The sequence below is a fragment of the Ramlibacter monticola genome (assembly GCF_016722785.1).
Lineage (GTDB): Bacteria > Pseudomonadota > Gammaproteobacteria > Burkholderiales > Burkholderiaceae_C > Ramlibacter > Ramlibacter monticola.
On the sequence record NZ_JAEQNE010000001.1, the window covers coordinates 1,254,490 to 1,279,395 of the forward strand.

Below are 24,906 nucleotides of genomic sequence, written 5' to 3' on the forward strand. Positions count from 1 at the left end.
GGCTATTGCTTCGGGTGCTCCGACTTGCCCGGTTCGCCGGGAGTCTTCACGCGGCCCTTTTCCGGGTCGATCGGCGGGGCGGTCGGCTCGGGGTTGGCCGGCTTGGGGGCGTCGACCGGCGCCGGCGGCGGCGTCGGTGCATTCCAGTTCATTCCCGTTCCGGGCTGCGCAGCGGGCGCTCCTCACGCGCGGTGTTGCGGTCGGTCACCGCGCTCGCGCTGTCGCCGGTCGGGATGTCCTCCTCGGCGGGGGTGAATTCGGGCTCCTCGTGCTCGAGCCCCGGCGCCGGCGGGGTGACACCCATGGGCGTGCGGATGTAAGGCATCGTGACTCCTGCGTTGTTCGAGTTCAGATCTTGGGTTTCTTCACCCCCGGATCCTCCGGCTCCGCAGGGGGCAGGGCCTGCCCGAACTCCGGCTCGACCGGGAGCTGCGACGGATTCGACGGCGCTTCGCCCGGCGTTTCGCTGGGATACGGCTCCGGCTCGACCGGATGGGTGGGGATGGTGGAAGGGTTCATGGCTCAGAAGGGGCTCTTGGAGCCGAGCGCCGGCTCCGGCGATGCCGCCGGTTCCGCCTCGGCTACCGGCGGGCCCTCCGCCGACGGCGGCGGGGAAAATCCGTCCTCCAGGCTCTCCAGCAGGGGTTCCCCTGCGCGGAGGCTGGGATCGATGTCGTCAAGACGCATGCGAAGCTCCTTGGCAGCATCGTGCGCCGACGGGCGGCACGCGGCCTTCGGAGGCGCGGCCGACCGCCTGTAGTCGGGCACCGCGGCGACCGTCAGTGCTTTTCGTCGCCGAGGCGCTGCGCCTCGCGCCGCATCACCGCGCTGGGCTCGTGCGTGAACGGCAGCCTTGGCAGGCCGATGAGCGCCTGCAGGCGCGCATGGGCACGGTCCATGTCCGCGCCGATCATGGCCAGCCCCACCTCGTGGGTCGGTTCGTTCTGCGCCATGTCCAGGTAGGCGTTGCGCAGCCGCTGGTAGTCGGCATCCGCGCGCGCCACCTCGTCCTGCAAGGCGAGCACCTTGGCGTATTCGGCCCGGCTGTAGCGCGCGGGCTTCTTGTCCGGGGCCCGGCCCGGACGGTCGTCGTCGTTCGCATGGGCCCTGGCGTGCGGCCCGCTTCTCTTGCTCATGTGAGAGATGCTAGGAACTAACGCACGCCGGCGCTGTAGGACGGGACGCGCTTTGCATCCGCTTGCACCTGCCAGCGCGGAGGATTCACGCCGGCGGCTGCCCAAAGGAGGCGTGGCCGCGCCGCAGCCTTTGCCTGGCATGCGCGCGAGGGGCACCCATGACGCTCGTCGACCCGCCTGGCTATTCCGCGGCGAGTGCCGCCATCGGGACGGCCTGAAACCTGCGGGTTCACGCGCATGCCCGGCGCGCGCCGCGCCGATAGCATGCGGCGGATGTCCGCCGCGCCCCGCATCGCCCTGATCCACGCCACCCCGCTGGCGATGGAGCCGATCCAGGCCGCCATCCAGCGGCACTGGCCCCAGGTGCGCGCGATGAACCTGCTCGATGACAGCCTGTCGCACGACCGGGCCCAGGCCGGGCGCCTCACCGCGGACCTGGTCCGCCGCTTCGAGGACCTGGCGCGTTACGCGCAGCATGCCGGCGCCAACGGCATCCTGTTCACCTGTTCCGCCTTCGGACCCGCCATCGAGGCGGCGGGCCGCGCCACCAAGCTGCCCACGTTGAAGCCGAACGAAGCGATGTTCGAGCAGGCGCTGGCCCTCGCGCCCGGCCGCCGGCCCCTGCACCTGGGCCTGGTCGCGACCTTCCAGGCCTCGCTGCCGTCCATGACCGAGGAGCTGCAGGACACCGCGCGCCGGCGCGGGATCGCCATCGACCTGCGCACGGTGTTCGTGCCGGAAGCGATGGACGATCTCGCGCAGGGCCGACCGGCCGAGCACCACCGCAAGGTCGCGGCGGCGGCGCGCGCGCTGGAGGCTTGCGACGCCGTGATGCTGGCGCAGTTCTCGATGGCCGCCGCCCTGCCCATCGTGCAGGCGGAACTGCCCTGCCCCGTCCTCAGCAGCCCCGATTGCGCCGTGCGCGCCCTGATGCAGAGAATGACCCATGCCTGATTCCCGCATTCCCGCCACCAAGGTCTGCCGCTTCATCCATGCGGCCATGGAGCGCCTGGGCCTGCCGGCCGAGGACGCCCTCACGGTCGCCCAGCTGATGACGGAGGCCGAGATGCAGGGGTCCGACGGCCACGGCGTGATCCGGCTGGTGCCCTATGCGCGCCGCATCCGCGCCGGCGGCGTGAACGTGCGGCCGCACATCCGCATCGCCAAGGAGAAGGCCGCCATGGCCCTCCTCGAGGGCGACAACGGCATGGGCCACCTGGTCATGAAGAAGGCCGCGCAGGTCGCCATCGCCAAGGCGCGCCAGTGCGGCGTGGCCTGGGTGGGCGCGCGGGCCTCCAACCACGCCGGGCCGGCATCGCTGTACGCGCGCATGGCGCTCGAGCACGACATGGTCGGCATGTACTTCGCGGTCGGCAACGCCAACCACCTGCCGCCCTGGGGCGGGCTTGACATGCTGCTGTCCACCAACCCGATCGCCGTCGCCGTACCCGCCGGCAGCGAGCCGCCGGTGGTGCTGGACATGGCCACCACGGTCGCCGCCTACGGCAAGGTGAAGGCCAGGGCGCAGCGCGGCGAGGCCATGCCCGAGGGCTGGATGATCGACCGCCAGGGCCGGCCGCTCACCGACCCCAGGCGCGCCGAGGAAGGCTTCCTGCTGCCGATCGGCGGCTACAAGGGCTATGGGCTCGCGCTGGTGATCGGCCTGCTGGCCGGCAGCCTCAACGGCGCGGCCATGGGCAGCGAGGTGATCGACTTCAACCACGACGACAAGACGCCCACCAACACCGGCCAGGCGATCCTCGTGATCGACCCCGATGCCTTCGGCGAGGTCGACGACTTCAAGGCCCGCGTGGACAAGCTGGCGCGCGAACTGCGCGCCAGCGAGCGCATGCCGGGCGTGGAGCGCATCTGGCTGCCGGGCGAGCAGAGCCACGCCAGGCGCATCGCCAACGAACGCGACGGCCTGGCGCTGTCGCCCACCCTGCGCACCCAGCTCGACGCCCTGGCGCGCGAGCTCGCCATCCCGCCGCTGGCCGAGAGCTGAAGAACACGGAGGAGACCCACCATGTCCACCCCGACCCGCCGCTTCGCCCTGGCCCTGCTGGCCGGCCTGTGCGCCTGCAGCCTCGCGCAGGCGCAGGGTGCGTGGCCCTCCAGGCCGATCCGCATGATCGTGCCGCTGGCCGCGGGCAGCGCCGTCGACAACGCCGCCCGCATCGTGGTGCAGAAGATGGGCCAGAACGTCGGCCAGTCCATCGTGATCGACAACAGGCCGGGCGCAGCCGGCCTGATCGGCGCGGGCGAGGTCGCGAAGGCGGCGCCCGACGGCTACACCCTCGGCGGCTTCAACGACAGCATCATGACCATGCTGCCGAACATGCACGCGAAGATGCCGTGGGACATCGTGAAGGACTTCGAGCCGGTCTCGCTGGTGGCGACGGTCGAATGGGGGCTGGTGGTGCCCACCGACGCGCCGGAGAAGAGCGCCGCCGACCTGGTCGCGGTGGCGAGGAAGTCGCCCGGGCAGGTGAACTACGGCTCGGGCGGCAACGGCAGCCCGCAGCACATCGCGATGGCCCTGTTCGCCTCGCAGGCCGGCGTGCAGATGAAGCACGTGCCCTACAAGGGCGCGACGCAGGCGGCGATGGGCGTGGCCGGCAAGGAGGTCGACGCGGCCTTCCAGGGCATCGCCACCGTCAGCGCGCTGGTCAAGGGCGGCAAGCTGCGCCTGATCGGCGTGACGACGCCGAAGCGCATGCCGCAGTTCCCTGACGTGCCGACGGTCTCGGAGTCCGGCCTGCCGGGCTTCGAGTTCAACTCCTGGTTCGCGATCATGGCGCCCGCGGGAACGCCGAAGGAGGTCGTGCAGCGGCTGTCGGCCGAAGTGGCGAAGGCGCTGGCCGACCCCGAGGTGCGCGACAAGCTGAATGCGCAGGGCCTCACGCCGCGCGGGACGACGCCGGAGGAACTGGGGACGGCGATGCGCGCGCAGCTCGCGAAGTACGGCGCCCTGATCAAGGCCAACAACATCACCGCGGAGTGAAGGCTCAGAAGCCCGTCCGGTAGCTCAGGCCGATCGCGACGTCCGGCGCGGACGAAGCGAACGCGCGCCTGACGAAGGCCTGCCAGGTCCGGTCGCCGTCGTTCAGCGCGGTGTAGAGCGTCGCCTCGGGCAGCGCCCCTTCGGTGCCCACGCGCTGCCGCAGGTCCGCGTAGACCCCGGCCTCGATGCGCGACGCCAGCGGGTGCGACACGCCCACTTCACCGTGCCACGCATTGCGGCCGGGATCGGTGCCAGGCAGGGTGCCGGCGCGACGCCAGCCGAGGTGGCCGAATACGTTCCAGTCCCCAAGCGCGCGCTGCATCGCCAGTCGCAGTGATTGCCCGGCGTTGCCGGGACTCACCCCGCCGACGGCAGCGCTGCTTGCGGTCTGCATGCGCAGCACCAGGTCGAGGCGGGTGTCGTCGGGTGCGGCCTGCCGCAAGGGCACGACGACCTTCACGCGCGCTTCGGCCAGGCCCTGCTCCGTGTCGTGTGTGCCAGGCAGCCGCGGCGTGCCGGCTTCGCCCAGGCCGGCCACGCGCCGCCAGGGCACGTCCGCCTGCAAGGTCCAGTTTTCGGCCCGGTAGCGAACGCCCAGCGTGGACTGCCGGACCGGCACGCCGGAGGGCTCGTCCATGCCGCCGGTCGTGACCTCGTGGGTGACGTGCATCTCGAGGCGATCGTCCGCCGCCGGTGCGCCGGCGGCGGAGGCAGCGCCGGCGACTCCGGCGAGCAAGAGGAAGAGGCTTGCGCTGCGCATCGCCGACTCGCTCAGGCAACCGTTTCGTCGGTGCCCTGGATGGCGTGCGGATCCTTGCCGCGGGCGCCTTCCGACTTCTCACGCGCGATCACTTCGTCCGTGCCTTGCGTGGCGTGCGGGTCCTTGCCGCGGGCGCCTTCGGACTTCTCACGGGCGATCACTTCGTCCGTGCCCTGGGTGGCGTGCGGGTCCTTGCCGCGGGCGCCTTCGGACTTCTCGCGGGCGATCACTTCGTCGGTGCCTTGCGTGGCGTGCGGGTCCTTGCCGCGCGCGCCTTCGGACTTCTCACGGGCGATCACTTCATCGGTGCCTTGCGTGGCATGCGGGTCCTTGCCGCGGGCGCCTTCGGACTTCTCGCGGGCGATCACTTCGTCGGTGCCTTGGGTGGCGTGCGGGTCCTTGCCGCGCGCGCCTTCGGACTTCTCGCGGGCGATCACTTCGTCGGTGCCTTGAGTGGCGTGCGGGTCCTTGCCGCGCGCGCCTTCGGACTTCTCGCGGGCAATCACTTCGTCGGTGCCTTGAGTGGCGTGCGGGTCCTTGCCGCGCGCGCCTTCGGACTTCTCACGGGCAATCACTTCATCGGTGCCTTGCGTGGCATGCGGGTCCTTGCCGCGCGCACCTTCCGACTTCTCGCGGGCAATCACTTCGTCAGCGCGCTGCGTGGCATGCGGGTCCTTGCCGCGGGCGCCTTCCGACTTCTCGCGGGCGAGCACGTCGTCCGTGCCTTGCGTGGCGCGCGGGTCCTTGCCACGCGCACCTTCCGACTTCTCGCGGGCGAAGACGGCGCCCTGCGACGCGAGGCCGGTCACGGAGCGGTCGCTCGTGGACAGCACGGGGGCGGCGGTGGCGGCGGTGGCCAGCAGGGCGGCAGCGCAGACGGCGGACAGGTTGAACAGGTTCTTCATGGATGCCTCGTAAAGTGATGTGTGGGGTTTTGGAAGCGGTGTAGTTGCACTCGCACTCTCTCTTTGCAGGAGGCGTGCCATGGCGTTTGTGCCCACTACTTCACGATTGCGCGCCCCGCGGGGGCAGCGTTTGCGTCATGTCACCCAAAACGGCACGGTGGTGCCGGGTGCGTGCGCGCACCCACTTCCGTATCGAAGTCTTACGGTGTAACGGCGATCGCGCGGCGGATCGCGGCACGCGCGAGCAGGCGCGTGGAGTCCAGCGTCGGCAGCGGCGAGTTGGAGTCGTCCAGCACCAGCGGCAGCTCCGTGCACCCGAGGACCACGGCGTCGCAGCCCTGGTCCCGCATGCGCGCGATCACGCCCTGCAGCAGCGCGACCTGCTCCGGCCGCTGCACGCCGCACACCAGTTCCTCCATGATCAGGCGGCCGACCTCGTCGCGCTCACTATCGGAAGGACGCACCCAGGAAAGGCCCTGCGCCGCGAACTGCTCGGGATAGACCTCGCTGGCGACCAGCCAGTGCGTGCCCAGGATGCCGATGCGCCGGTGGCCACGCGCCACCGCCTCGCGCGCCACCACCTCCGCGATGTGCAGCCAGGGCAGCGGCGAGCGCGGCGCCACGCGCGCGAACGCCTGGTGGATCGTGTTGTCGGGGCAGATCAGGAAGTCCGCGCCGCAGCGTGCGAGCTTGTGCGCAGATTCCAGCATCAGCGCCGCGACGCCCTCGAGGTCGTGCGCGTCGAGGCAGGCGACGTAGCGGTGCAGCGAGGGCGTGTGCATGGCCACCTCGGGATGGCGATGCGGCCCGAGCAGCGCGGGGGCCTCGGTGCAGATCGTGCGATAGCACAGTGCCGCGCCTTCGGCGGAACAGGCGACGATGCCGATGTGGAGGGTCATCCTGGCTCCCGGTGGGTAGCGCGGATGGTGCCACGGCGTCGCGCCGCTGGCGATGGGAAAGGCCGCGCCCCCGCAGGGGAGCGGTTTCAGAAGGCGGTGCGCAGCACGAGGCCGGCGGAGACGTCGTTGCGGTCGCGGGCGAAGGCGCGGCTGAGGAAGAAGTCCCAGCGCCAGTCGCCCTCGCGCACGCCCGCGAACAGGCTGGCCTCCGGCCGCGCGTCCGAGGTGGGCATGCGCTGCCGCAGGTCGAGGAAGGCGCCCGCTTCGAGGCGACCCGTGAGCAGGCGCGAGGCGCCGATTTCGCCTTCCCACGCATGGCGGCCGGCGGACTCGCCGGGCAGGGTGCCGGCGCGGCGGATGCCGACATGGCCGAACGCGCTCCACGTGCCCAGGGGCCGCTGCATTTCCAGGTGCATCGACTGCCCGGCGTCACTGGCGGCGACACCGGCCACGGCGGGTGCGTGCCCGGTCTTCACCCGCATGACGAGGTCGAAGCCGGTGGCATCGCCGGTGGCCGCCCGCAGGGGCACGGCCACCTTCAGCCGCAGGTCGCCGCGGCCGGGGCCGGGGCCGGCGTCCGCGAGGGACGTCAGGCCGCCGGGCTGCGTCCCCGCGAGGCGCCGCCAGGGCAGTTCCGCCTGCGCGTTCCAGCCCTCGGCGCGATAGCGCAGCCGCACGGTGGTCTGGTGCATGGGGACGCCCGAGGGTTTGGCGAAGCTGCCGGTGGAGACTTCGTCCGCCACCCGCACGTCGACGCCGCCTTCCGGCGCGGCCTGCGCGCCGGCCGCGAGGCCGGCGAGCAGCGCGAGGACCGTTGCCTTGCGCACGATGGCCCCGCTCAGGCGCCGCCCTTGCCGGCCGGACGCGAATGCCCGCCGTGGCTCTGCTCGGCCTTCGCGACCAGTTCCTCGCCGTTGCCTTGCGTGGCGTGCGGGTCCTTGCCGCGCGCACCTTCGGACTTCTCGCGGGCGATCACTTCGTCGGTGCCTTGGGTGGCGCGCGGGTCCTTGCCGCGCGCGCCTTCGGACTTCTCGCGGGCGATCACTTCATCGGTGCCTTGGGTGGCGTGCGGGTCCTTGCCGCGCGCGCCTTCGGACTTCTCACGGGCGATCACTTCGTCCGTGCCCTGGGTGGCGTGCGGGTCCTTGCCGCGCGCACCTTCCGACTTCTCGCGGGCGAGCACTTCGTCGGCGCGCTGCGTGGCGTGCGGGTCCTTGCCGCGGGCGCCTTCGGACTTCTCGCGGGCGAGCACGTCGTCCGTGCCCTGGATGGCATGCGGGTCCTTGCCACGCGCACCTTCCGACTTCTCGCGGGCGAAGACGGCGCCTTGCGACGCGAGGCCGGCCACGGAGCGGTCGCTCGTGGACAGCACGGGGGCGGCGGTGGCGGCGGTGGCGGCGGTGGCCAGCAGGGCGGCAGCGCAGACGGCGGACAGGTTGAACAGGTTCTTCATGGATGCCTCGTAAAGTGATGTGTGGGGTTTTGGAAGCGGTGTAGTTGCACTCGCACTCTCTCTTTGCAGGAGGCGTGCCATGGCGTTTGTGCCCACTACTTCACGATTGCGCGCCCCGCGGAGGCAGCGTTTGCGTCATGTCACCCAAAACGGCACGGTGGTGCCGGGTGCGTGCGCGCACCCATTTCCGTATCCAATTCCTACGGTGTAACGCCGATGGCGCACCGGATCGCGAGCAAGCGTGTGGGGTCCAGCGTCGGCAGCGGCGAGTTGGAGTCGTTCGGAACCAGCGTCAGCTCCGTGCATCCGAGGCCCACGGCATTGCAGCCCCGCGCCTCCATTCCCGGAGCACGCCTCGCAGGGATAGTGCTTGTCAGCGCGGCTGGCGCGTCAGGCCATGCTTGGCCATGCGATAGCGCAGCGTGTCGCGCGTGACCTGCAGCGCGCGCGCCGCCAGGCTCACGTTCCAGCCGTGCGTCTCCAGCGCCTGCAGCAGGTGCTCGCGTTCCACCGAGTCCAGCGGCACGACGCCGGGCGCCCGCGTGGCGATCGGCCCGGGCGGCGGCGCCTGGATGGCCGACGCCGGCATCAGGGCTTCGGCGCTGGCGAGCAGGCCGAGGTCTTCCGGCAGCAGCACGGGGCCGCGCTGCATCAGCACCGCCCGCTCCAGGCAGTTGCGCAGCTCGCGCACGTTGCCGGGCCAGGGATACGTGCACAGCGCCGCGGCAGTCGCGCCCTCCAGCTTCATCGGCGGGCGGCCGTAGCGCGTGCCGAGGCGCTGCAGGAACTCGTGCGCCAGCATCAGCACGTCGTCGCCGCGCTCGCGCAGCGGCGGGATGCGCACCTGGAACACGCTCAGGCGGTAGACGAGGTCGCTGCGGAAGCGCCCGGCGCGGGCCTCCGCGGCGAGGTCGCGGTTGGTGGCCGCCACGATCCGCACGTTGATCTTGCGGTCGTGCACGGAGCCGATCGGCCGCACCTTGTAGTTCTCCAGCACGCGCAGCAGCTTGGCCTGCAGCGACAGCTCCAGCTCGCCGATCTCGTCGAGGAACAGCGTGCCCCCGTCGGCGGCCTCGATCAGGCCCACCTTGCGCGCCCGCGCGTCGGTGAAGGCGCCCTTCTCGTGGCCGAACAGCTCGTCCTCCATCAGGTTGGCCGGCAGCGCGGCGCAGTTCACCTCGATGAAGGGGCCGCCGCTGCGCGGGCTGGCCAGGTGGCAGGCGCGCGCCACCAGTTCCTTGCCGGTGCCGGTTTCGCCCTGCACCAGCACCGGAGGGGCAGGTGAATTGTCCGAGGGCTCGGAGGCGGCCACCGCCTGGATCATCTCGCGCAGCGCGTGCATCTGCGGGCATTCGCCGATGAGGGACTGCACGCTGGAGTGCTGGTGGTCGCGCTGCTGGTAGTAGCGCAGCATGGAGCGCCCGGCGCGCTCGCGCACCGCGCGCTGCACGACCTCGTCGAGAGAGGCGAGCGACAGCGGCTTGGTCAGCAGGTCCATCGAGCCGGCCTTCATCGCCTCCACCGCGATGTTGATGGTGCCGTGGCCCGTGATCATCACGATGCGGATCTCGTCGTCGAGGCGCCGCAGCTCGCGGATCACCTCCAGGCCGTTGAGGCCCGGCAGCTGGAAGTCGACGATGACCACGTCGGGCCGCAGCTCGCAGGCGGTCTGCAGGCCGGCCTCGCCGTCGTGGACCACCGCCACCGTGTGGCCCTGGCGCTCGAAGTAGCGCGCGATGTTCTTCGCGAGAACGAGTTCGTCCTCGATGACCAGCAGTTGTGCCATGACTTCAGTCCTTCCCTTCCTCCCCCGCCACCGGCAGCGTGATCACCACCCGGGTGCCCGCGCCGTTGGGGCGCGAGAACAGGTCGATCGTGCCCTGCCACTGCGCGAGGGTCCGGCGCGCCAGCGCCAGCCCGATGCCCAGGCCGCCGCTCTTGGTGCTGAAGAAGGGCCGGAACAGCGCCTGCCGCACCTCCTCTCGGATGCCGGAACCCGAATCGTCCACCGTCATGTGCAGCTGGCCTTCCTGCTCCTGCCAGGAGATCGCGAGCGGGCCGCCGCGCGGCATCGCCTCGATCGCGTTGGCCAGCACGCTCAGGAGGATCTGCCGCAGCATCGGGGCATGCGCGACCACGTCCGGCGCGTCGCCCTCCTGCAGGTGCCAGACGACGCGCTGGCGGTTCATCTCCGGCTGCAGTTCCTCGAGGCAGTCGTGCCACATCGGCGTGGGGGGCACCGGCGCGAGCGGCAGCTGGGTGGCGTGCGACACGCGCACCAGCTCCGTGATCCAGCGGTTGGCGCGGTCCACCGAGGCGATGATGTCGTCGCGGTGCTCCTGCTGTTCCGCCTGGTGCGCCGGCGAACCGTCCATCATCTCGGCGGCCGTGCGGATCGACGCCAGCGGATTGCGCAGGTTGTGCGCCACCGCGCCGGCCAGTTCCACCGCGCTCGCCAGCGCCTGCGACTCCGACAGCCTCGCCTGCTGCTCCCGCATCACGCGGTCCGCGCGGCCCACCACGCCGTTGAGCGCGAGGAACAGGACGACGGCGGAGCCGGCGCAGGCCACCCACAGCTGCAGCACCGCCGCGTGGATCGCGGCACTGAGCTGCACGGGGATCTTGTACAGCTCGAGGACCCCGATGACCTTCGTCGACTTGTCGCCGGCGAGGATCGGGATGTAGCTCTCGACGTAGTAGTGCGTCTGCTGCGACAGGCCCTCGTGCTCCAGCTTTTCGTGCGAGCTGCCGAGGGTGCCGCTGTGGACCACCAGGTCGCCGTGGAGGGCCTCCTGCAGTTCGGGGTTGTCGGCGTCGCGCCGGCCCATGAGGGCCTTGTCGGTGGACCACACCACCGTGCCGTCGGCGCTGAAGGCGTTGGCACGCACCGGCTCGGTCATCGTCTCGAGGTGCTCCATGGAGCCCATGAAGCGATCGCGCAATTCCTTGTCCTGCGGGTGGTTCAGGAATGCGGCCGAGTGGTCCGTGACCAGCAGGTTGCGGATGAACTCCATGCTGACCTCGCCCTCGCGCCGCAGCATGCGCTCGGTGAGCATGTCCGACAGGAGCCAGCCCAGGCCCAGGGCAATGCCGACGATCACGAGCAGGCTCGTGACGGCGAAGCGTTTGCGCAGGCTGAAGCCGGCCGCGAACGGCGCGGTGGCGGAAAGCACGTCCCCATTCCCCTCATGGTTAACCGTCGGGGCCATTTTGCAGCCGCGGGGGCCGGCGCGCCACCCCCGAAAGGGCCGCCGGGCCGCGAAATCCGTGCCTTCCGGCCGGTCGAGCGGGGAGCCTGGGTGGCAGGATCAGGCGGGCAGGTCCTTGCGCTCGCCCAGCACCTCCGGCTCGTAGGCGTGCAGGGACGGCAGCCCGCCGGTGTGCAGGAACAGGACGTTCTCGTCGGGGCGCAGGACGCCCTCGCGCGCCAGGCCGATCAGGCCGGCCATGATCTTGCCGGTGTAGACCGGGTCCAGCGGGATGCCCTCGGTGCGGGCCAGCATCTGGACGGCCTCGACCATGCGGGCGTTCGGCACCGAGTACTTCGGCTGCCAGTAGCCGCCGACGCAGTGGACGTCCGCCGGCTGCACCACCAGGCCGACGCCCAGCAGGTCCAGCACGGCCTGGGCTTCCTTCAGCACCAGCGGCTGCTGGTCGGCCGGGTCGCGGCTGACGCCGATGCCGGTGATGGGGATGGGGATGTTGTTGCCCAGGAAGCCGGCCACCAGGCCGCCGTGGGTGCCGGAACTGCCGGAACCGACCACCAGGCGGTCGATCCGCACGCCCTGTGCGAACAACTGCTGCTGCAGTTCCTGGGCGCAGGCGACGTAGCCCAGGCCGCCGATGGCGTTGGAGCCGCCGCCGGGGATGATGTAGGCCTTGCGCCCGACGCGGGCCAGGTCCTCGGCCACCTTCTGCATCTCGGCGGCCATGTTGCTGCCGCCCGGCACCACGGTGACCGCCTCCACGCCCAGCAGGCGGAACATGAAGTTGTTGCCGCTGGCGTCGGGGCGGTAGCTGTCGGGCACGCGCTCCTCGATCACGAAGCGGCACTTCAGGCCTTCCTTGACGGCGGCCGACAGGGTGATGCGGCAATGGTTGGACTGCGGCGCGCCGCAGGTCACCAGCGTGTCGGCGCCCTGCGCCAGCGCGTCGGCCACCAGGAACTCCAGCTTGCGCGTCTTGTTGCCGCCGGGAAACAGCCCCAGCATGTCGTCGCGCTTGACCCAGACCCGCGGCCCCTTGCCGCCGGGACACGAGGCAGCGAGCGCCTGGCTGAAATTGGGAAGGAATTCGATCGGCGTCGCGAACGGGGTGTAGCGACGCCGGGGGAAGCGGGAGAGATCCATCGGCCGGATGGTAGTGCATTCAAAACCAGACAGCCGAACGCAGAGGGCGCAGAGAAAGCGCGGAGGGCGCAGAAGAACAGCCAAAGATCACTCTTATTGGCTGTTCTTCTGCGCCCTCTGCGTAACCTCTGCGCCCTCTGCGTTCGGCTGCCTGGTTTCGAGTGCCTTCCCTACGCCGCCTTCAGCTTCGCGATCAGCGGCAGGATCTCGTTCTGCAGGGCCTCGGGCGTGATCGGGCCGATCTGCTTGTGGCGGATGACGCCGTTCTTGTCGATGATGAAGGTCTCGGGCACGCCGTAGACGCCGAAGTCGATGCCCACCCGCCCATCGAGGTCGAAGGCGGACAGCCTGTACGGGTCGCCCTGCTGCTCCAGCATCTTCAGCGCGTCCTCGCGCTTGTCCTTGTAGTCCAGCCCGATCAGCGGCACCGCGTTGGAGCGCGCGATCTCCACCAGCAACGGGTGCTCCACGCGGCAGGCCGTGCACCACGACGCCCACACGTTCAGCATCCAGACCTGCCCCTTCATGTCTTCGGGCGAGAAGGTCTTGTCCGCCGCATGCACCTGCGGCACGCGGAAGGCGGGCGCCGGCTTGTCGATGAAGGTCGACGGCAGCTTGCGCGGATCGCGCGTCAGGCCGATGCCCAGGAAGATCGCGATCACGAGGAAGATCGCGAGCGGGATGAGGTGCTTGACTTTCATTGCTTGTTCAGCGTCGACGGGCTCACGTGCTTGGTGGAAGCATCGACCTTCCTGGCCTTGTCGATGGCGTCCTTCGCCTCGGCCGGCATGTAGTTCTCATCGTGCTTGGCGAGCACCTCGCTGGCCACGAATTGACCCGACGCATCGAGCTTGCCCTGCACCACGGCGCCCTTGCCTTCCTTGAACAGGTCGGGCAGCAGGCCCTTGTAGGCGACCGTCACGTCCTTCACCGTGTCGGTCATGACGAAGGTGGCGACGAGGTCCTTGCGCTGGAGCGAGCCTTCCTTCACGAGCCCGCCGATGCGGAAGGCCCGGCCCTCCGGCGCCTTGCCGGCGATCACCTCGGTGGGGGTGATGTAGAGGGCGATGTTGCTGTTCAGCGCATTGAGCACCAGCGCCGAGGCCACGCCGACGGCGGCCACGCCCGCCAGGACGATCGCGCCACGCTTCTTCCAGTTCTTCATGCCAGTTCCCGGTCCATCTTTTCCGCCCGCGCACGCCGCCGCAGGCTGCGGAGGATCGCCTGGGTGCGCTTCTTCAGCAGCACCTGCTCCCATACGAGCGCCACGGCGCAGACGCCGAAGCTGCCCCAAACATACAGGCCGTAGCCGCCCATGTGCCAGAAGTCGGCCATCGAATTCCAGATCATGCCGTGGCCTCCGGCAGGCGCAGCACCCAGTCGGTGTGCGCTTCGCGTTCCAGGATGATGGCACGCAGGCGGATCAGGGCGGCGGCGATCGAGTACATCCAGAAGCAGAGGGCCATCAGCAACATACCCCAAAGCATGGTCTGTGCCATTGAAGGGGCCTTGGTCATCGAGACCGAGGAGCCCTGGTGCAGCGTGTTCCACCACTTCACCGAGAAGTAGATGATGGGCACGTTGACCACGCCCACCAGCGCCAGCACGGCGGCGGCACGGTCGGCGCGGCGCGGCTCGTCGATGGCCGCGTGCAGCGCCATGAATCCCAGGTACAGGAACAGCAGTATCAGTTCCGAGGTCAGGCGGGCGTCCCAGACCCACCAGGTGCCCCAGGTCGGCTTGCCCCACAGGGCGCCGGTCCACAGCGACAGGAAGGCCATCAGCGCGCCCGTGGGCGCCAGCGACAGCGCCCACATGGACGACAGCCGGGTGTTGAACGCCATGCCCATGCCGGCCCAGAAGGCCATCACGATGTAGATGAACATCGACATCCAGGACGCCGGCACGTGCAGGAAGATGATCCGGTAGCTGTCACCCTGGGTGGCGTCGGTCGGAGCGACGAAGAAGCCCACGTACAGCCCCGCCAGGCCGAACAGCAGCGTGAGCGCCCAGAACCACGGGATCAGGCGCCCGGCGACCGGGAAGAAGCTGTAGGGGCTGGACAGCTTGAACCAGTTGATCAGTCGAGAACTCATTCCAGCGAAATCCTCAGGGCGGCGGTCGTCGCCCATGGCACGAAAAACAAGGCCAGCGCAAGAAGCGCGCCCAGCAGCGACAGGTGCCCGCCGGCCCCCTGCCCCGACAGGTGGGCCTGGACCGCGCCCGCCCCGAAGATGAGGGTGGGAATGTACAGCGGCAGCACCAGCAGGCTCAGCAGCGCGCCGCCGCCGCGCACCCCCAGCGTCAGCGCCGCCCCGACCGCCCCGATCAGCGACAGCACGGGCGTACCTATCAGCAGGCCCAGGACCAGGATCCACAGCGCCCCGGGGTCGAGGTCGAACTGCAGGCCCAGGATAGGCGCCAGGACGACGACCGGCAAACCCGACACGAGCCAGTGGGCGATGACCTTTCCCATCACCAGCAGAGGCAATGGAGCGCTCGAGAGCACCATTTGTTCCAGCGTTCCGTCCAGATGGTCGGAATAAAACATCCTTTGCAGGCCCAGCATCGTTGCCAGCAGAGCGCCGACCCACAGGACCCCGGGGCCGATCTTGCGCAGCAGCGCCGGCTCCGGCCCGATCCCGAGCGGGAACAGGCTGCTCACGATCAGGAAGAAGAACAGGGCCGTGAGCACCTCCGACTTGCGCCGCATGGCCAGCAGCAGGTCGCGGCGCAGCACGCTCGTCAACGCGGTGAGCGAGAAGCCACCGCCGCCGCCCTGGGCCGTGCCCATGGCCGCATCATGTCGTGTCACCGAATTCATAGCTCCACCACCTGCCCGGGGGGCAGCGGGATCGCCTGGTGGCTCGTCAGCACGGCCATGCCGCCGGCCTTGACGTGGTCCGCCACCAGATGGGAAACGAAATCCACCGCCTTCACGTCGAGCGCCGTGAAGGGCTCGTCGAGGATCCACAGCTTCGCCGGCCGCGTGACCGTGCGGGCCAGCAGGACGCGGCGCTTCTGGCCCGCCGACAGGAAGCGCACCGGCAGGTCCTCGCGGCCCGCGAGGCCGAAGCGCACCAGGGCGTCCTCGGCCTGCTCGCGGGTGATCGCCACGCCATCCATTTCCGCCGAGAAGGTGAGGTTTTCCAGCGCCGTGAGATCGTCCTTCACGGCGGCCCGGTGGCCCAGGTACATCAGTTCGCGGCGGAAGTCCTCGCTGCCGATCTTCTCGCCGTTCCAGCGCACCTCGCCTTCCTCGGGCTGGGCCAGGCCGGCCAGGATGCGCAGCAGGCTGGTCTTGCCGACCCCGTTGGGGCCGCGGATGTGCGCCCAGCTGCCGGGCGCGACAGCGAACTCCACGCCGGAGAACAGCGGCCGCGTCCCGCGCACGCAGGTCAGGCTATGGGCAGTGAGCATGCCCGGCATTCTCCTGCACCGGCGAGGCGAGGCGACATTTGGCGCGGCGCGCACGGTTGAGGGAGGTCAAACGCAGGAAAGGCAGGGCCTGGCTTCCCAATCGCAGGAAAACCTCAGCCCGGCCATTCTTTCCCGCGGGATTTGCCGGCGGGACGACTGCAAGTCTGCCGTCAGCCACGGGGGCAGAATCTTGAGGCTCGTCAATAATTCGGGCGGATCGGGGGGCCGGGACGGCCCTCCTTGCCCAGCCGGCATGTCGTTTGCGAGTACGCTGGGCGCCTTTTTTCAATCCCGCAACCTGGAGATTCTGAAGATGAAGTTGATTGCTGGTGGACTGCTGGTCCTCGCGACGATGGGTGTGGCTTCGACGGCGATGGCCGCCGATGGCAAGACGGTCTACGAGACGACCTGCGCCATGTGCCACGCTGCTGGCGTGGCCGGTGCCCCGAAATTCGGCGACAAGGCCGCCTGGGCCCCCCGCATCGCGACGGGCAAGGCCGCCCTGGTGGCCTCCGTCGTGAAGGGCAAGAACGCCATGCCCCCGAAGGGCGGCAAGGCCGACCTGACGGACGCGGACATCGCCGCCGCGGTGGACTACATCACCGCCGCCGCCAAGTAAAGAACCAAGGGCGCCCTCCGGCGCCCTCTTTTCCAGCCCGATTTCTTCATGCGGCCCTCTGGGCCGCTTTTTTTTTGGTTCTTCGCCGGCGGAGAGCGCACTGTGCTTCGTATTGGCGCGGTCAGCCACTGGTCGTTCCGTTGCCAGTGGGCCGGACCAGGACGGGCCTGCGCACTGCGCGAATCAGGCAGTTCCCCTCGCGCACCTGCTTCTGCGGGGACGGCTTGCGGCCCGCGTCAACGGAGCTGCTGCGACGAGCATGGCGCGGCGCAGGACCAGAGCGGGGCTGTCCGGCTCGGCGACATAAAGGAGGAGGCGCGGGCGCCGCGCTCACCCGGGGCGCGGTTCTCACCCGCGCCGGGGGACAGTCGCAGAGACGGACAGCCCCGCTCTGGTCCGGCAAGAAAGCCACTGCGCGCCCGAGGATTCCCTCATCCGGCGGAATCGAACCCCGTCCAGCAGCCTCCCCGGAAATCAGTGAAAGAACCTTCTTCTTGGGGCTCTCGGTTACTCGCCACTACTTCCCGGCCTGCGACGTCCGCACGCCCTCGACGGGATGGAACGCGCGCGCGATGTAGGCGGCCACGGCTTCGACTTCGCCCTCGGTGAGCACGCTCTTCCAGGCTGGCATCGAGGTTTCGGGCAAGCCCTCGCGGATCGAATGCAGCAGGCGCTGCTTCGTCATGCCGCGCATCTGCTCGGTGCTCGTGAGGTCGCGCGGGTGCGGCTCCAGGAAGCTGCCGATCCAGCCCTTGGCCGTGCCGTCGCCGGCATGGCAGAAGGCGCAGTTCTTCTGGAACAGGCGCTCGCCCTGCAGTTCCTGCGCGTTGGCGCCGACCAGCACCGGCGGCTTGTCGTGGATCGCGTAGTTCGCGCCGACCTGCTGCGCCGCCCGCTCCGGCGAATGCAGCGGCACCGAGCCGTCGCGCTCCGCGAAGGTGTGCGTCGCCGGCCGCTGCGGGTGGGTCACGCCGCTCGGCTCGGAACGCGGCACGTCCTGGTGGCAAGTGGTGCAGTAGGCATCGCGCGGAAAGCTCACGGGCCGCGATTCCCACACCTTGCCGGGGTCGTTCACCTTGCCGTGGTCATGGCAGGTGATGCACGCGCTGCGGAACAGGCGCATGCCCTTCTGCTGCTCGGGCGTGAGCTGCTCCCAGGGCGTGTCGATCGCGAGCTCGCCCTTCGCGAAGGGGAAGGCCACGGCGTTGCGCTCGTGGTCGGGCCAGCCGTTTTCCTTCGTGTGGTAGCGGGTGTTGGGCGCGCGCTTGAGGAGGAACTCGTCGCGCACGAACTCGGAGACGGCCTGCATCTCCCGCTCGTCGAGGATCCCGGTGAAGCCCTTCATGGCGGTGCCGGGTTTGCCGTGCTTCACCGCGGCCAGGATGCGCTCGACCGGCATCTCCTCCGCCTTCGTGGCCTGGAAGTCGCGCGGCTTCGGGTCGAGGTAGCTCGCCGCCAGCGTCTTCGCGTCGCCGGAGTAGCCGTGGCAGAAGTAGCAGCGGTAGTTGTAGACGTCGCGCCCCAGCTTCAGCGTGGCTTCACTGGGCGCCGCCGGTGCGGCCGCGGTCTTCGCGGTCTCGGCGGCACGCTCGCCGCAGCCGCCGAGCGCGACGGCGGCTGCGAGGAAGACCGGCGCGGCCAGGCGGCGCAGCGCCGGCAGCCATTCACTTCTTCTTGGCGACATTCGTTTCCGGTCGGATGAAGGCGCGGAACACGTACTCCGCGACGTCGGCGATTTCCTGCTTGGTCAGCACCTTGTCCCACGCGGGCATCTCGGTGCCGCGCCGGCCGGTGGCCACCGCGTCGTAGAGCGTCGGGCGGTTGAAGGCGGCACGCGACTTGGCGTTGATGAAGACTTCCGGCTTCGGGTTGATGAAGTAGGCCCGCGGACCCTGGCCGTCGCCCTTGACGCCGTGGCAGGTCGCGCAGTTGTCGTCGTAGAACTTCCTGCCCTTCTCGAAGTTGCCGACCAGCCCGCCGGCGAACTTCGCCTTCATGTCCACCTTGCCGTCCTTGTCCAGGACCGCGGGGCCGTGGCCGTGGGCGGCGTGGTCCTCGGCGTCGGCGTTGCCGTGCTGGTGATGTTCGTGGTTGTGCTCTTGCTTGTTCGCCTCGGCGCCCTTCTTGGCCTCGGGCACGGGAGCGCCGCGCGCATGCGTGCCGGAGATGTTGGCGTTGGCCTCGGGGATGCGCATGAAGGCGCCGCGGATGTAGTCGACCACGGCTTCCATGTCCTCGCGGCTCAGGCGGCCGGCGTAGCCCTGCATGGCGGTGTTCGGACGGCCATTGGACAGCGAGGTCAGCATCCGGTCGCGGGTGAGATCGGCCTTCGCGGCGGGCGACGCGAAGTCGCGCGGCGCCGGATTCAGGTTGGCGCTGGCCCACATGGAGCCCGAGCCCTGGTCGCCGTGGCACACCGAGCAGACGCGGGCGTAGATCTGGCGGCCGCGGCTCGCGTCGGCGGCCACGCTGGGACGCATGAAGGTGTCGCGCACGTAGTCGACCACCTTGGAGATCTGCGCGTCGGTGAGCTGGGACTTCCAGCCGACCATCGCGGTATTGGGAACGCCGTTCTTGACGGCGGAAATCATGCGCTCGCGGGTGAGCTCCTGCGCCGACTGGGCGCTGGTGAAGTCGCGCGGCGGGGGCCGCAGGCTGCCCTTGGCGCGGCTGTTGCCGTCGCCCTGGTCGCCGTGGCAGACGGAGCAGTAGTTGTGATAGAGGGCCGCGGGCGTCTGCTGCGCCGGGTCGGGGCCGCGGTCGCCGGCGATCGCGCCGCCGCCGAGGAAGCCGGCCAGCACGAACAGGACGGCGGCAGCCCAGGACCGGCCGGAACCGTGCGGTTTTTGTCTTGTCACCATGTGCACTCCAATCAGATCCGGCCCTCCGTGCAACTTCAGTGCCACCTCGCGGGCGGCGTGGCATGACGCTTGCGTTTGTACCCTCGTCCCGGCCTGCGCGCCGCAATCGACCCTGGAGGCCTCCCGCATATGAAACCCCGATTCTCGAAAGCGAGCCACGCCTGTGCGGTTCTGGGAATGGTCGGCGCGCTGTTCCTGGCCGGGTGCGCCGAAGCCCCCAAGGTCCCTGTGGCCAAGCAGGAGATCCCGGTCTTCCCGCCGCCGCCCGAAGCCCCGCGCTTCATCTGGGAACGCGCCATCCACAGCAGCGCCGACGTCGTCGCGGACGACAAGGACGGCGCCTTGCGCCGGATGGTAACCGGCGAGGTGCGCACCGGACAGGGCCTCGACAAGCCCTACGGCGTGGCGGCACGGGACGGCCGCATCTACGTCGGCGACACGGTGGCGCGCAACGTCGTCATGTTCGACCTGAACGCCAAGCGCATGACGCGCATCGGCATCGAGGATCCGGGCGCGCTGCGCATGCCCTTCGGCCTCGAACTGGACGCCACCGGCAACCTGTACGTCGTCGACGGCACGCTCAAGCGGGTGCATGTCTACGATCCCAACGGCAAGTTCCTGCGCGCCCTGGGCGAAGGCATCAAGTGGGCGCGGCCCGTCGGCCTGGCGGTCGATTCCGCCCGCAAGCGCCTGTACGTGGTCGATGCCGGCGGCGTTTCCAACGAGGAACAGCACAAGGTCAGCGTGGTCGACCTGGACAGCGGCAAGCTGCTGTTCGACTTCGGCAAACGCGGCGAGGGTCCCGGCGAGTTCAACCTGCCGCGCGACATCACGCTCGGGCCCGACGGGCTGGTCTACGTGGTGGACGGAGGCAACTTCCGCATCCAGGTGTTCGACGCCGACGGCAAGTTCGTCAAGACCTTCGGCACCATCGGCCGCCGCAGCGGCCAGTTCTCCCGCCCGAAGGAGATCGCGTCCGACGCCCAGGGCAACCTGTACGTGGTCGACGCCGCCTTCGGCAACTTCCAGATCTTCAACCCCGAAGGGGCGCTGCTGCTCGACGTGGGCATCCGCGGCAACGCGGACGCGCCGGCGAGGTTCATGCTGCCGGCCGGCATCGCGGTGGACTCCGACGGCCGCGTGTACATGGTCGACCAGTTCTTCCGCAAGGTGGAAGTGTTCCGGCCGGCGCACCTGCCCGCCACGGCGCGCTACGGAGCACCCGCCCCCGCTGCTGGTGCGCCCGCCGCTGGCACCCCCGCCGCTGGCGCCCCCGCCGCCGGCACCCCCGCCGCTGGCGCCCCCGCCGCCAAGCAACTCGGTTCCCGCTAGCTGCCAGCTTCCGGGAATCGCGAATGACCCGTTTCCCGATTGTTGGAAGCCAGGCCTTCGAAAGCTTGACGCACGTCAAACGGCAATACCCTTTTGCAATCAAAGGGGAACTTCCGGAGCTTGGCACGCAAGGTGCAGTGAGCCATGCGAGGTTGCGGGAGGGTCCCCAACGTCAACAACTTGATGGAGAGATGGATATGGGCTGGAACCAATGGGTCGCGAAGGCGACCACGAAGAGGGGCCTCGGCTCCCTGGCGATCGGATTGGCCGTCGCCTTCGCGGGCGTGATGGCCAGCGCTCCGGCGATGGCGCAGATCGCGGGCACGAAGCACAACCTCGGCTCGAACGGCACGGGGACGAACAAGTTCAGCGGCACCGCCGAAATCTGCGTGTTCTGCCACACGCCTCACGGTGCCGACACCAGCGCCGCCGTTCCGCTGTGGAACCGCACGCTGCCGGCCCCGAGCTCCTTCACGACCTACGACAGCCTGGGCACCTCCTCGCTGGACGGCAAGACGGCCCCCGTGGGCTCGGTCTCGATCGCCTGCCTGTCCTGCCATGACGGCGTGACCTCCATGAGCGCGGTCATCAACGCGCCGGGTTCCGGCACCACCGGCGACGCCACCTGGACGGGCGGCTCCTGGAACGCCGCCGTCGGCGCCTCGGGCAAGATGCCCGCCGGCATCACCAACCTGAGCACCGACCTGAAGAACGATCACCCGATCGGCATCCAGTACGGCGGTGGCGGCATCACGGTCAACGCGAAGACTGCCGCGACCAAGGATCCGGACTTCAAGGCGCCGGCCAACACCGACCTGAACGGCACGACCGTGTGGTGGGTCGATACCGAAGGCACCGCCAACGGCACCCGCCAGAAGACCGACCTGCTGCTGTACACCCGCGCCGCCAGCGCCGGCTACGTCGGCCAGACCGTCGCCGAACCGTTCGTCGAGTGCGCCAGCTGCCACGACCCGCACACCACCAACGCCACGTTCCTGCGTATCAGCAACGCGAACAGCGCGGTCTGCCTGGCCTGCCACACCAAGTAAGGTTGAAGGATGTGCCGGACGCCAGTCCGGCACATGTCTTGCAAGTCAGTAGTACCTCGGGGCCGATGGCCCCTTTTTTTTGACCCCTGTCGGAGGCGCCTGCCATGAACCACCAGTCACCTACCCTGCGGAGCGGCCGCGCACTGGCCGCGGCATGCGTGACGCTCGCCGCGTTCCATTTCGCCGCCGCCGCACCGGCGCCCGTCGCGGCGCAGCCGGCGCCGCATGGCACGCAGGCCGCGGCGAGCGCCGTCTTCACCAAGGTGGGCGACACGGTCATCAGCCAGCAGGAGTACGACGCGGCGTTCGCGCAGGCCGCGCGCGGCAAGTTCTATCATGGCAAGCCGCCCGAAGGGGAAGTCGCGCGCCTGCAGCGCGAAGTGGCGCAGAATCTGGTCGACGCCATCCTGCTCGCGCGCGAGGCGGAGCGCCGCAAGATCAAGCCCGATGCGGCCGCCGTGCAGCAGACGATCGCCGGCTACGACGAGCGCTATCGCGACAGCCCCCAGTGGAAGACCAATCGCCCGCAGGTGCTGCCGGGACTCACCTCCAAGCTGGAGCGCGACAACGTGATGGAGCAGCTCACCCAGCAGGTGAAGACCGTCGCCCCGCCCTCGGCCGAACAACTGGAGCGCTACTACCGCGAGCACGCGGACAAGTTCACGTCGCCGGAGCAGGTGCGCATCCGCCTGATCCTGCTGAAGGTCGACCCCTCCTCGCCGCAGGCGAAGTGGGATGGCGCGAAGCAGGAAGGCGCGGCGATCCTGAAGCGCCTGCGCGGCGGCGCCTCCTTCGAGGAAGCGGCCAAGCTGCATTCCGGCGATGCGTCCGCCCCCCGCGGCGGCGAAATGGGCTTCATCCACCGCGGCATGCTGCCCGAGCCGGCGCAGCTCGCGCTCGACGCCATGAAGCCGGGCGACATCAGCGAGCCGGTGGTGCTGCTGGAAGGCGTCGCGCTGCTCCAGCTCGAGGAGCGCAAGTCGCCGATGCTGAACCCGCTGGACGCCGTGCGCGAGCGCGCACGCGACCTGTACATGCGGGACCAGGGCGAGGCCGCGTGGACCGAGCTGCTGGCGTCGCTGCGGCGCGCCACGCCGGTCCAGTTCGACGAGTCACGCTTCCTGCCCCTGGCTGCCAGCGCGGAGCAAGCGGCACCGGCACGCTGAAGCCGGCATGGGCGGTGAATGCGCTTGACCCGTTGGCCCTCGCTCTCCCTCGTCGCTCTTGCTGCGGCGGCCACCTGCAGCGCGCAGGCGCAGCAAGAGGTGCCGGCCGACCTGCGCCCGGACGCGGCCTGGCCGACGCCGACGCTCGCCGGCGAGACCAAGGAGCCCGAGACCGACTGGGTCGTGCCGCCGCTGCACTGGTCCGGCTTCCTGGCCTATGAACTGCACTCCCTGCGCGACCAGGGCCGCAGCAGTTCCCTGTCCAACCTGCTCACCGCCAACCTCTCCGCGGCCACCTACATCTACCAGCCGTGGTTCGCGCGCCTGAACGGCTCGCTCAACGTGACCGGCGACTGGACGCAGGAGAAGACCAGCGGCGGCTTCGACTCCGACGGCTCCCTGCACGAACGCATCCGCTCGCAGGAACGCTTCGTGACCGGCGCCGGGCGGCTCGAGCTGTTTCCGCTCAGCCGCTTCCCGTTCGAATTCCACGTGGAGAGCAACGACAGCCGCACCGACAGCGGCCTCTCCTCCAACCTGAACTTCCGCACCCAGAACGTCGGCTTCTCGCAGCGGTACCGGCCGGTTTCGGGCGCGTACGCGCTCAGCGGCACCTTCGACCGCCGCGAGCAATCCGGCACGGGCTTCCGCAGCACCTCGGACGCGTTCAACGGCGACTTCAACACGCGCTGGAAGTACAACGACCTGACGGTCTCGCTGTCGCACAACCAGGCGCGCTCGATCGGCCGTGAGGACGAGAGCCGCTTCACCGGGCTCACGACGCAGCACAACTACGCGCCCTCCTCCGGCGTGTCCGTGAACAGCACGGTGAACTGGAGCCGCACGGAGGACCTGTTTGCCACCGGCGTGAGCGACATCTCCGTGCTCCAGGGAACCAGCATCGGGATCTGGCAGCGCGCGAATTCCCCGCTGACGCTGACGGGCAGCGCCCGCGGGATCGCGCTGCGCGAGGGCGTCGGCGACACCGGCCTGGACGCCGCCGCGCTGACGCTCGGCGCGAACTACCAGTTCAATCCGAACCTGAGACTGACCGCCAACGGGGCGCTCAATCTCGGGCGCGCCCTGGGGGGCAACAGCAGCACCGGCTTGAACGCATCGTTCGGTGCGAACTACCAGGGCGACTCCCTGCAGTTCGGCGCCGCGCGCTACGACTGGTTCGGCGGCGCCACGCTGGGCACCTCCCTCAACTCCGTCAGCGGCCAGGACTCCGAACGGCAGGATGCCCTCGCCGCCCAGATCGGGCACTCGCTCACGCTTCCCATCGCGATGGCGGGCTCGTCGCTGGACCTGACTGCCAACCAGAGCCTCGCCGCCACGCACATCAACGGCACCCAGCGCACCGACGATCCCCGGCTCGCCGCTCTCGCGGACACGCAGGTGATGGTGAACGGGGTGGCGGCCACCTGGCAGCTCGCGCGCGGCGAGCGCAGTGCGTATGCGCGCGCGTCGTACAATGATTCGATGGAGCTGGGCGGCGGTCACGCCCGGTTTCAATTATTGAACTTCCAGCTTTCCGGATCCCTGGAATTCGACCGCTACAGTTCGCTGGTCGGCGACCTGACCTACCAGCGCACCAACCAGCGTCCGAGCGAACTGGTCGATCCGGCGGTGGTGATCGCACGCACGGGCAACACGGGCACCAGTGCCGAGATCAGCTTCGTCAACCAGCGTTTGTTCGGCGTGCCGCGGCTGCGCTTCCTTTCGCGCCTCAGGCTGGCCCAGGATGTGCTCCGACAGCCCGGAACGTTGACATTCCTTCCCGATCGTGAGACTCGCCTCTGGGAAAACCGCCTGGACTACGCCATCGGCCGGATCGAAACCCAGTTGGTGCTGCGCCTGTCGGAAGTGGAAGGACGTCGGTTGCAATCCTTGACGCTGCGGATCCAGCGCAACTTCGGCCAATAGGCCCGCGGCGAGATCAATTCAAACACG

28 protein-coding genes and 1 pseudogene are annotated in these 24,906 nt (G+C 69.7%); 8 read left to right on the top strand and 21 right to left on the bottom strand.

Features of this window, described 5'->3' with window-relative positions:
- Positions 1–2: 2 nt before the first annotated feature.
- The 5 genes from JJ685_RS06100 to JJ685_RS06120 form a co-directional block, all read right to left on the bottom strand.
- Positions 3–152 carry a hypothetical protein gene (locus JJ685_RS06100; RefSeq protein WP_201673295.1) on the bottom strand — a complete coding sequence of 50 codons (150 nt, stop codon included), beginning with the start codon at positions 150–152 and terminating at the stop codon, positions 3–5.
- A complete protein-coding gene (locus JJ685_RS06105) occupies positions 149–325 on the bottom strand; it encodes a hypothetical protein (RefSeq protein WP_201673296.1) in 177 nt (58 codons plus the stop codon). Before JJ685_RS06105 ends, JJ685_RS06100 begins: the two co-directional genes overlap by 4 nt.
- A 23-nt stretch (positions 326–348) precedes the next feature.
- Complete coding sequence (locus JJ685_RS06110; protein WP_201673297.1) at positions 349–519, bottom strand: hypothetical protein; 171 nt, start codon at positions 517–519, stop codon at positions 349–351.
- 3 nt (positions 520–522) lie between these two features.
- A complete protein-coding gene (locus JJ685_RS06115; RefSeq protein ID WP_201673298.1) occupies positions 523–687 on the bottom strand; it encodes a hypothetical protein in 165 nt (54 codons plus the stop codon).
- Positions 688–779: 92 nt separating this feature from the next.
- Positions 780–1,136, bottom strand: coding sequence for a hypothetical protein (locus JJ685_RS06120; RefSeq protein WP_201673299.1), 357 nt, complete (start codon positions 1,134–1,136; stop codon positions 780–782).
- A 273-nt stretch (positions 1,137–1,409) separates the two neighbouring features.
- Here JJ685_RS06120 and JJ685_RS06125 point away from each other — a divergent pair, with 273 nt between their 5' ends.
- From JJ685_RS06125 to JJ685_RS06135, 3 genes are read left to right on the top strand one after another with little or no spacing between them, the layout of a single operon-like run.
- Positions 1,410–2,090, top strand: a complete 681-nt coding sequence (locus JJ685_RS06125) for an aspartate/glutamate racemase family protein (protein WP_201673300.1) — start codon at positions 1,410–1,412, stop codon at positions 2,088–2,090.
- Complete coding sequence (locus tag JJ685_RS06130; RefSeq protein ID WP_201673301.1) at positions 2,083–3,141, top strand: Ldh family oxidoreductase; 1,059 nt, start codon at positions 2,083–2,085, stop codon at positions 3,139–3,141. The genes JJ685_RS06125 and JJ685_RS06130 overlap by 8 nt, the downstream gene beginning before the upstream one ends.
- Before the next feature lie 21 nt (positions 3,142–3,162).
- Complete coding sequence (locus JJ685_RS06135) at positions 3,163–4,140, top strand: Bug family tripartite tricarboxylate transporter substrate binding protein (protein WP_201673302.1); 978 nt, start codon at positions 3,163–3,165, stop codon at positions 4,138–4,140.
- Positions 4,141–4,144: 4 nt separating this feature from the next.
- On the opposite strand, the gene JJ685_RS06140 is transcribed toward JJ685_RS06135, so the two are convergent.
- The 14 genes from JJ685_RS06140 to ccmA all read right to left on the bottom strand — a co-directional run bounded on the left by JJ685_RS06140 (position 4,145) and on the right by ccmA (position 15,926).
- Positions 4,145–4,900, bottom strand: a complete 756-nt coding sequence (locus JJ685_RS06140; RefSeq protein ID WP_201673303.1) for a hypothetical protein — start codon at positions 4,898–4,900, stop codon at positions 4,145–4,147.
- Positions 4,901–4,911: 11 nt separating this feature from the next.
- Positions 4,912–5,805 carry a hypothetical protein gene (locus tag JJ685_RS06145; RefSeq protein ID WP_201673304.1) on the bottom strand — a complete coding sequence of 298 codons (894 nt, stop codon included), beginning with the start codon at positions 5,803–5,805 and terminating at the stop codon, positions 4,912–4,914.
- Positions 5,806–6,005: 200 nt separating this feature from the next.
- On the bottom strand, positions 6,006–6,704 hold the full coding sequence (locus JJ685_RS06150) for an aspartate/glutamate racemase family protein (RefSeq protein ID WP_201673305.1): 699 nt from the start codon (positions 6,702–6,704) through the stop codon (positions 6,006–6,008).
- 86 nt (positions 6,705–6,790) lie between these two features.
- Complete coding sequence (locus JJ685_RS06155; protein WP_201673306.1) at positions 6,791–7,531, bottom strand: hypothetical protein; 741 nt, start codon at positions 7,529–7,531, stop codon at positions 6,791–6,793.
- A gap of 11 nt (positions 7,532–7,542) precedes the next feature.
- A complete protein-coding gene (locus JJ685_RS06160; RefSeq protein ID WP_201673307.1) occupies positions 7,543–8,157 on the bottom strand; it encodes a hypothetical protein in 615 nt (204 codons plus the stop codon).
- A 373-nt stretch (positions 8,158–8,530) separates the two neighbouring features.
- Complete coding sequence (locus JJ685_RS06165) at positions 8,531–9,943, bottom strand: sigma-54-dependent transcriptional regulator (protein WP_201673308.1); 1,413 nt, start codon at positions 9,941–9,943, stop codon at positions 8,531–8,533.
- Between the two features lie 4 nt (positions 9,944–9,947).
- Positions 9,948–11,330, bottom strand: coding sequence for a sensor histidine kinase (locus JJ685_RS30230; protein WP_201673309.1), 1,383 nt, complete (start codon positions 11,328–11,330; stop codon positions 9,948–9,950).
- Between the two features lie 135 nt (positions 11,331–11,465).
- Complete coding sequence (cuyA, locus tag JJ685_RS06175) at positions 11,466–12,506, bottom strand: D-cysteate sulfo-lyase (RefSeq protein WP_201673310.1); 1,041 nt, start codon at positions 12,504–12,506, stop codon at positions 11,466–11,468.
- 170 nt (positions 12,507–12,676) lie between these two features.
- Complete coding sequence (locus tag JJ685_RS06180) at positions 12,677–13,207, bottom strand: DsbE family thiol:disulfide interchange protein (protein ID WP_201673311.1); 531 nt, start codon at positions 13,205–13,207, stop codon at positions 12,677–12,679.
- Positions 13,204–13,671, bottom strand: coding sequence for a cytochrome c maturation protein CcmE (gene ccmE, locus JJ685_RS06185; protein WP_201673312.1), 468 nt, complete (start codon positions 13,669–13,671; stop codon positions 13,204–13,206). The genes JJ685_RS06180 and ccmE overlap by 4 nt, the downstream gene beginning before the upstream one ends.
- Positions 13,668–13,856, bottom strand: a complete 189-nt coding sequence (gene ccmD / locus JJ685_RS06190) for a heme exporter protein CcmD (RefSeq protein ID WP_201673313.1) — start codon at positions 13,854–13,856, stop codon at positions 13,668–13,670. Before ccmD ends, ccmE begins: the two co-directional genes overlap by 4 nt.
- On the bottom strand, positions 13,853–14,602 hold the full coding sequence (gene ccmC / locus JJ685_RS06195) for a heme ABC transporter permease CcmC (RefSeq protein WP_201673314.1): 750 nt from the start codon (positions 14,600–14,602) through the stop codon (positions 13,853–13,855). Before ccmC ends, ccmD begins: the two co-directional genes overlap by 4 nt.
- A complete protein-coding gene (gene ccmB / locus JJ685_RS06200) occupies positions 14,599–15,300 on the bottom strand; it encodes a heme exporter protein CcmB (RefSeq protein WP_201673315.1) in 702 nt (233 codons plus the stop codon). The genes ccmC and ccmB overlap by 4 nt, the downstream gene beginning before the upstream one ends.
- Before the next feature lie 26 nt (positions 15,301–15,326).
- The gene (ccmA, locus tag JJ685_RS06205) at positions 15,327–15,926 is read right to left on the bottom strand and encodes a cytochrome c biogenesis heme-transporting ATPase CcmA (protein WP_201673316.1); all 600 of its coding nucleotides are present in this window, start codon (positions 15,924–15,926) and stop codon (positions 15,327–15,329) included.
- A gap of 370 nt (positions 15,927–16,296) precedes the next feature.
- Here ccmA and JJ685_RS29675 point away from each other — a divergent pair.
- A pseudogene (locus JJ685_RS29675) lies at positions 16,297–16,545 on the top strand (c-type cytochrome); the annotation flags it as partial.
- A gap of 517 nt (positions 16,546–17,062) precedes the next feature.
- On the opposite strand, the gene JJ685_RS06215 reads toward JJ685_RS29675, so the two are convergent.
- Both JJ685_RS06215 and JJ685_RS06220 read right to left on the bottom strand, forming a co-directional pair.
- Complete coding sequence (locus JJ685_RS06215) at positions 17,063–18,229, bottom strand: c-type cytochrome (RefSeq protein WP_201673318.1); 1,167 nt, start codon at positions 18,227–18,229, stop codon at positions 17,063–17,065.
- Positions 18,210–19,406, bottom strand: a complete 1,197-nt coding sequence (locus JJ685_RS06220) for a c-type cytochrome (protein ID WP_201673319.1) — start codon at positions 19,404–19,406, stop codon at positions 18,210–18,212. Before JJ685_RS06220 ends, JJ685_RS06215 begins: the two co-directional genes overlap by 20 nt.
- Before the next feature lie 177 nt (positions 19,407–19,583).
- On the opposite strand from JJ685_RS06220, the gene JJ685_RS06225 reads away from it, so the two are divergent.
- The 4 genes from JJ685_RS06225 (at position 19,584) to JJ685_RS06240 (ending at position 24,879) form a co-directional block, all read left to right on the top strand.
- Positions 19,584–20,738, top strand: a complete 1,155-nt coding sequence (locus tag JJ685_RS06225) for a 6-bladed beta-propeller (RefSeq protein WP_201673320.1) — start codon at positions 19,584–19,586, stop codon at positions 20,736–20,738.
- Positions 20,739–20,935: 197 nt separating this feature from the next.
- Positions 20,936–21,787, top strand: a complete 852-nt coding sequence (locus JJ685_RS06230; protein WP_201673321.1) for a cytochrome c3 family protein — start codon at positions 20,936–20,938, stop codon at positions 21,785–21,787.
- Between the two features lie 104 nt (positions 21,788–21,891).
- Positions 21,892–22,953 (top strand): peptidylprolyl isomerase, encoded by a 1,062-nt coding sequence (locus tag JJ685_RS06235; RefSeq protein WP_201673322.1) that lies wholly within the window; start codon positions 21,892–21,894, stop codon positions 22,951–22,953.
- A gap of 18 nt (positions 22,954–22,971) precedes the next feature.
- The gene (locus tag JJ685_RS06240) at positions 22,972–24,879 is read left to right on the top strand and encodes a hypothetical protein (protein ID WP_201673323.1); all 1,908 of its coding nucleotides are present in this window, start codon (positions 22,972–22,974) and stop codon (positions 24,877–24,879) included.
- Positions 24,880–24,906 lie beyond the last annotated feature (27 nt).

What these genes read in the sequence shown, in the direction of transcription:
- JJ685_RS06110 (WP_201673297.1), bottom strand. Translation starts at nt 519, where the DNA reads ATGAACCCTTCCACCATCCCCACCCATCCGGTCGAGCCGGAGCCGTAT.
- JJ685_RS06140 (WP_201673303.1), bottom strand. Translation starts at nt 4,900, where the DNA reads ATGCGCAGCGCAAGCCTCTTCCTCTTGCTCGCCGGAGTCGCCGGCGCT.
- JJ685_RS06160 (WP_201673307.1), bottom strand. Translation starts at nt 8,157, where the DNA reads ATGAAGAACCTGTTCAACCTGTCCGCCGTCTGCGCTGCCGCCCTGCTG.
- JJ685_RS06115 (WP_201673298.1), bottom strand. Translation starts at nt 687, where the DNA reads ATGCGTCTTGACGACATCGATCCCAGCCTCCGCGCAGGGGAACCCCTG.
- ccmC (WP_201673314.1), bottom strand. Translation starts at nt 14,602, where the DNA reads ATGAGTTCTCGACTGATCAACTGGTTCAAGCTGTCCAGCCCCTACAGC.
- ccmA (WP_201673316.1), bottom strand. Translation starts at nt 15,926, where the DNA reads ATGCTCACTGCCCATAGCCTGACCTGCGTGCGCGGGACGCGGCCGCTG.
- JJ685_RS06105 (WP_201673296.1), bottom strand. Translation starts at nt 325, where the DNA reads ATGCCTTACATCCGCACGCCCATGGGTGTCACCCCGCCGGCGCCGGGG.
- JJ685_RS06145 (WP_201673304.1), bottom strand. Translation starts at nt 5,805, where the DNA reads ATGAAGAACCTGTTCAACCTGTCCGCCGTCTGCGCTGCCGCCCTGCTG.
- JJ685_RS06220 (WP_201673319.1), bottom strand. Translation starts at nt 19,406, where the DNA reads ATGGTGACAAGACAAAAACCGCACGGTTCCGGCCGGTCCTGGGCTGCC.
- JJ685_RS06100 (WP_201673295.1), bottom strand. Translation starts at nt 152, where the DNA reads ATGAACTGGAATGCACCGACGCCGCCGCCGGCGCCGGTCGACGCCCCC.
- JJ685_RS06180 (WP_201673311.1), bottom strand. Translation starts at nt 13,207, where the DNA reads ATGAAAGTCAAGCACCTCATCCCGCTCGCGATCTTCCTCGTGATCGCG.
- JJ685_RS06130 (WP_201673301.1), top strand. Translation starts at nt 2,083, where the DNA reads ATGCCTGATTCCCGCATTCCCGCCACCAAGGTCTGCCGCTTCATCCAT.
- JJ685_RS06240 (WP_201673323.1), top strand. Translation starts at nt 22,972, where the DNA reads ATGCGCTTGACCCGTTGGCCCTCGCTCTCCCTCGTCGCTCTTGCTGCG.
- JJ685_RS06150 (WP_201673305.1), bottom strand. Translation starts at nt 6,704, where the DNA reads ATGACCCTCCACATCGGCATCGTCGCCTGTTCCGCCGAAGGCGCGGCA.
- ccmE (WP_201673312.1), bottom strand. Translation starts at nt 13,671, where the DNA reads ATGAAGAACTGGAAGAAGCGTGGCGCGATCGTCCTGGCGGGCGTGGCC.
- JJ685_RS06225 (WP_201673320.1), top strand. Translation starts at nt 19,584, where the DNA reads ATGGTCGGCGCGCTGTTCCTGGCCGGGTGCGCCGAAGCCCCCAAGGTC.
- JJ685_RS06135 (WP_201673302.1), top strand. Translation starts at nt 3,163, where the DNA reads ATGTCCACCCCGACCCGCCGCTTCGCCCTGGCCCTGCTGGCCGGCCTG.
- JJ685_RS06215 (WP_201673318.1), bottom strand. Translation starts at nt 18,229, where the DNA reads ATGTCGCCAAGAAGAAGTGAATGGCTGCCGGCGCTGCGCCGCCTGGCC.
- JJ685_RS06230 (WP_201673321.1), top strand. Translation starts at nt 20,936, where the DNA reads ATGGGCTGGAACCAATGGGTCGCGAAGGCGACCACGAAGAGGGGCCTC.
- cuyA (WP_201673310.1), bottom strand. Translation starts at nt 12,506, where the DNA reads ATGGATCTCTCCCGCTTCCCCCGGCGTCGCTACACCCCGTTCGCGACG.
- JJ685_RS06125 (WP_201673300.1), top strand. Translation starts at nt 1,410, where the DNA reads ATGTCCGCCGCGCCCCGCATCGCCCTGATCCACGCCACCCCGCTGGCG.
- ccmD (WP_201673313.1), bottom strand. Translation starts at nt 13,856, where the DNA reads ATGATCTGGAATTCGATGGCCGACTTCTGGCACATGGGCGGCTACGGC.
- JJ685_RS06235 (WP_201673322.1), top strand. Translation starts at nt 21,892, where the DNA reads ATGAACCACCAGTCACCTACCCTGCGGAGCGGCCGCGCACTGGCCGCG.
- JJ685_RS06165 (WP_201673308.1), bottom strand. Translation starts at nt 9,943, where the DNA reads ATGGCACAACTGCTGGTCATCGAGGACGAACTCGTTCTCGCGAAGAAC.
- ccmB (WP_201673315.1), bottom strand. Translation starts at nt 15,300, where the DNA reads ATGGGCACGGCCCAGGGCGGCGGCGGTGGCTTCTCGCTCACCGCGTTG.
- JJ685_RS06120 (WP_201673299.1), bottom strand. Translation starts at nt 1,136, where the DNA reads ATGAGCAAGAGAAGCGGGCCGCACGCCAGGGCCCATGCGAACGACGAC.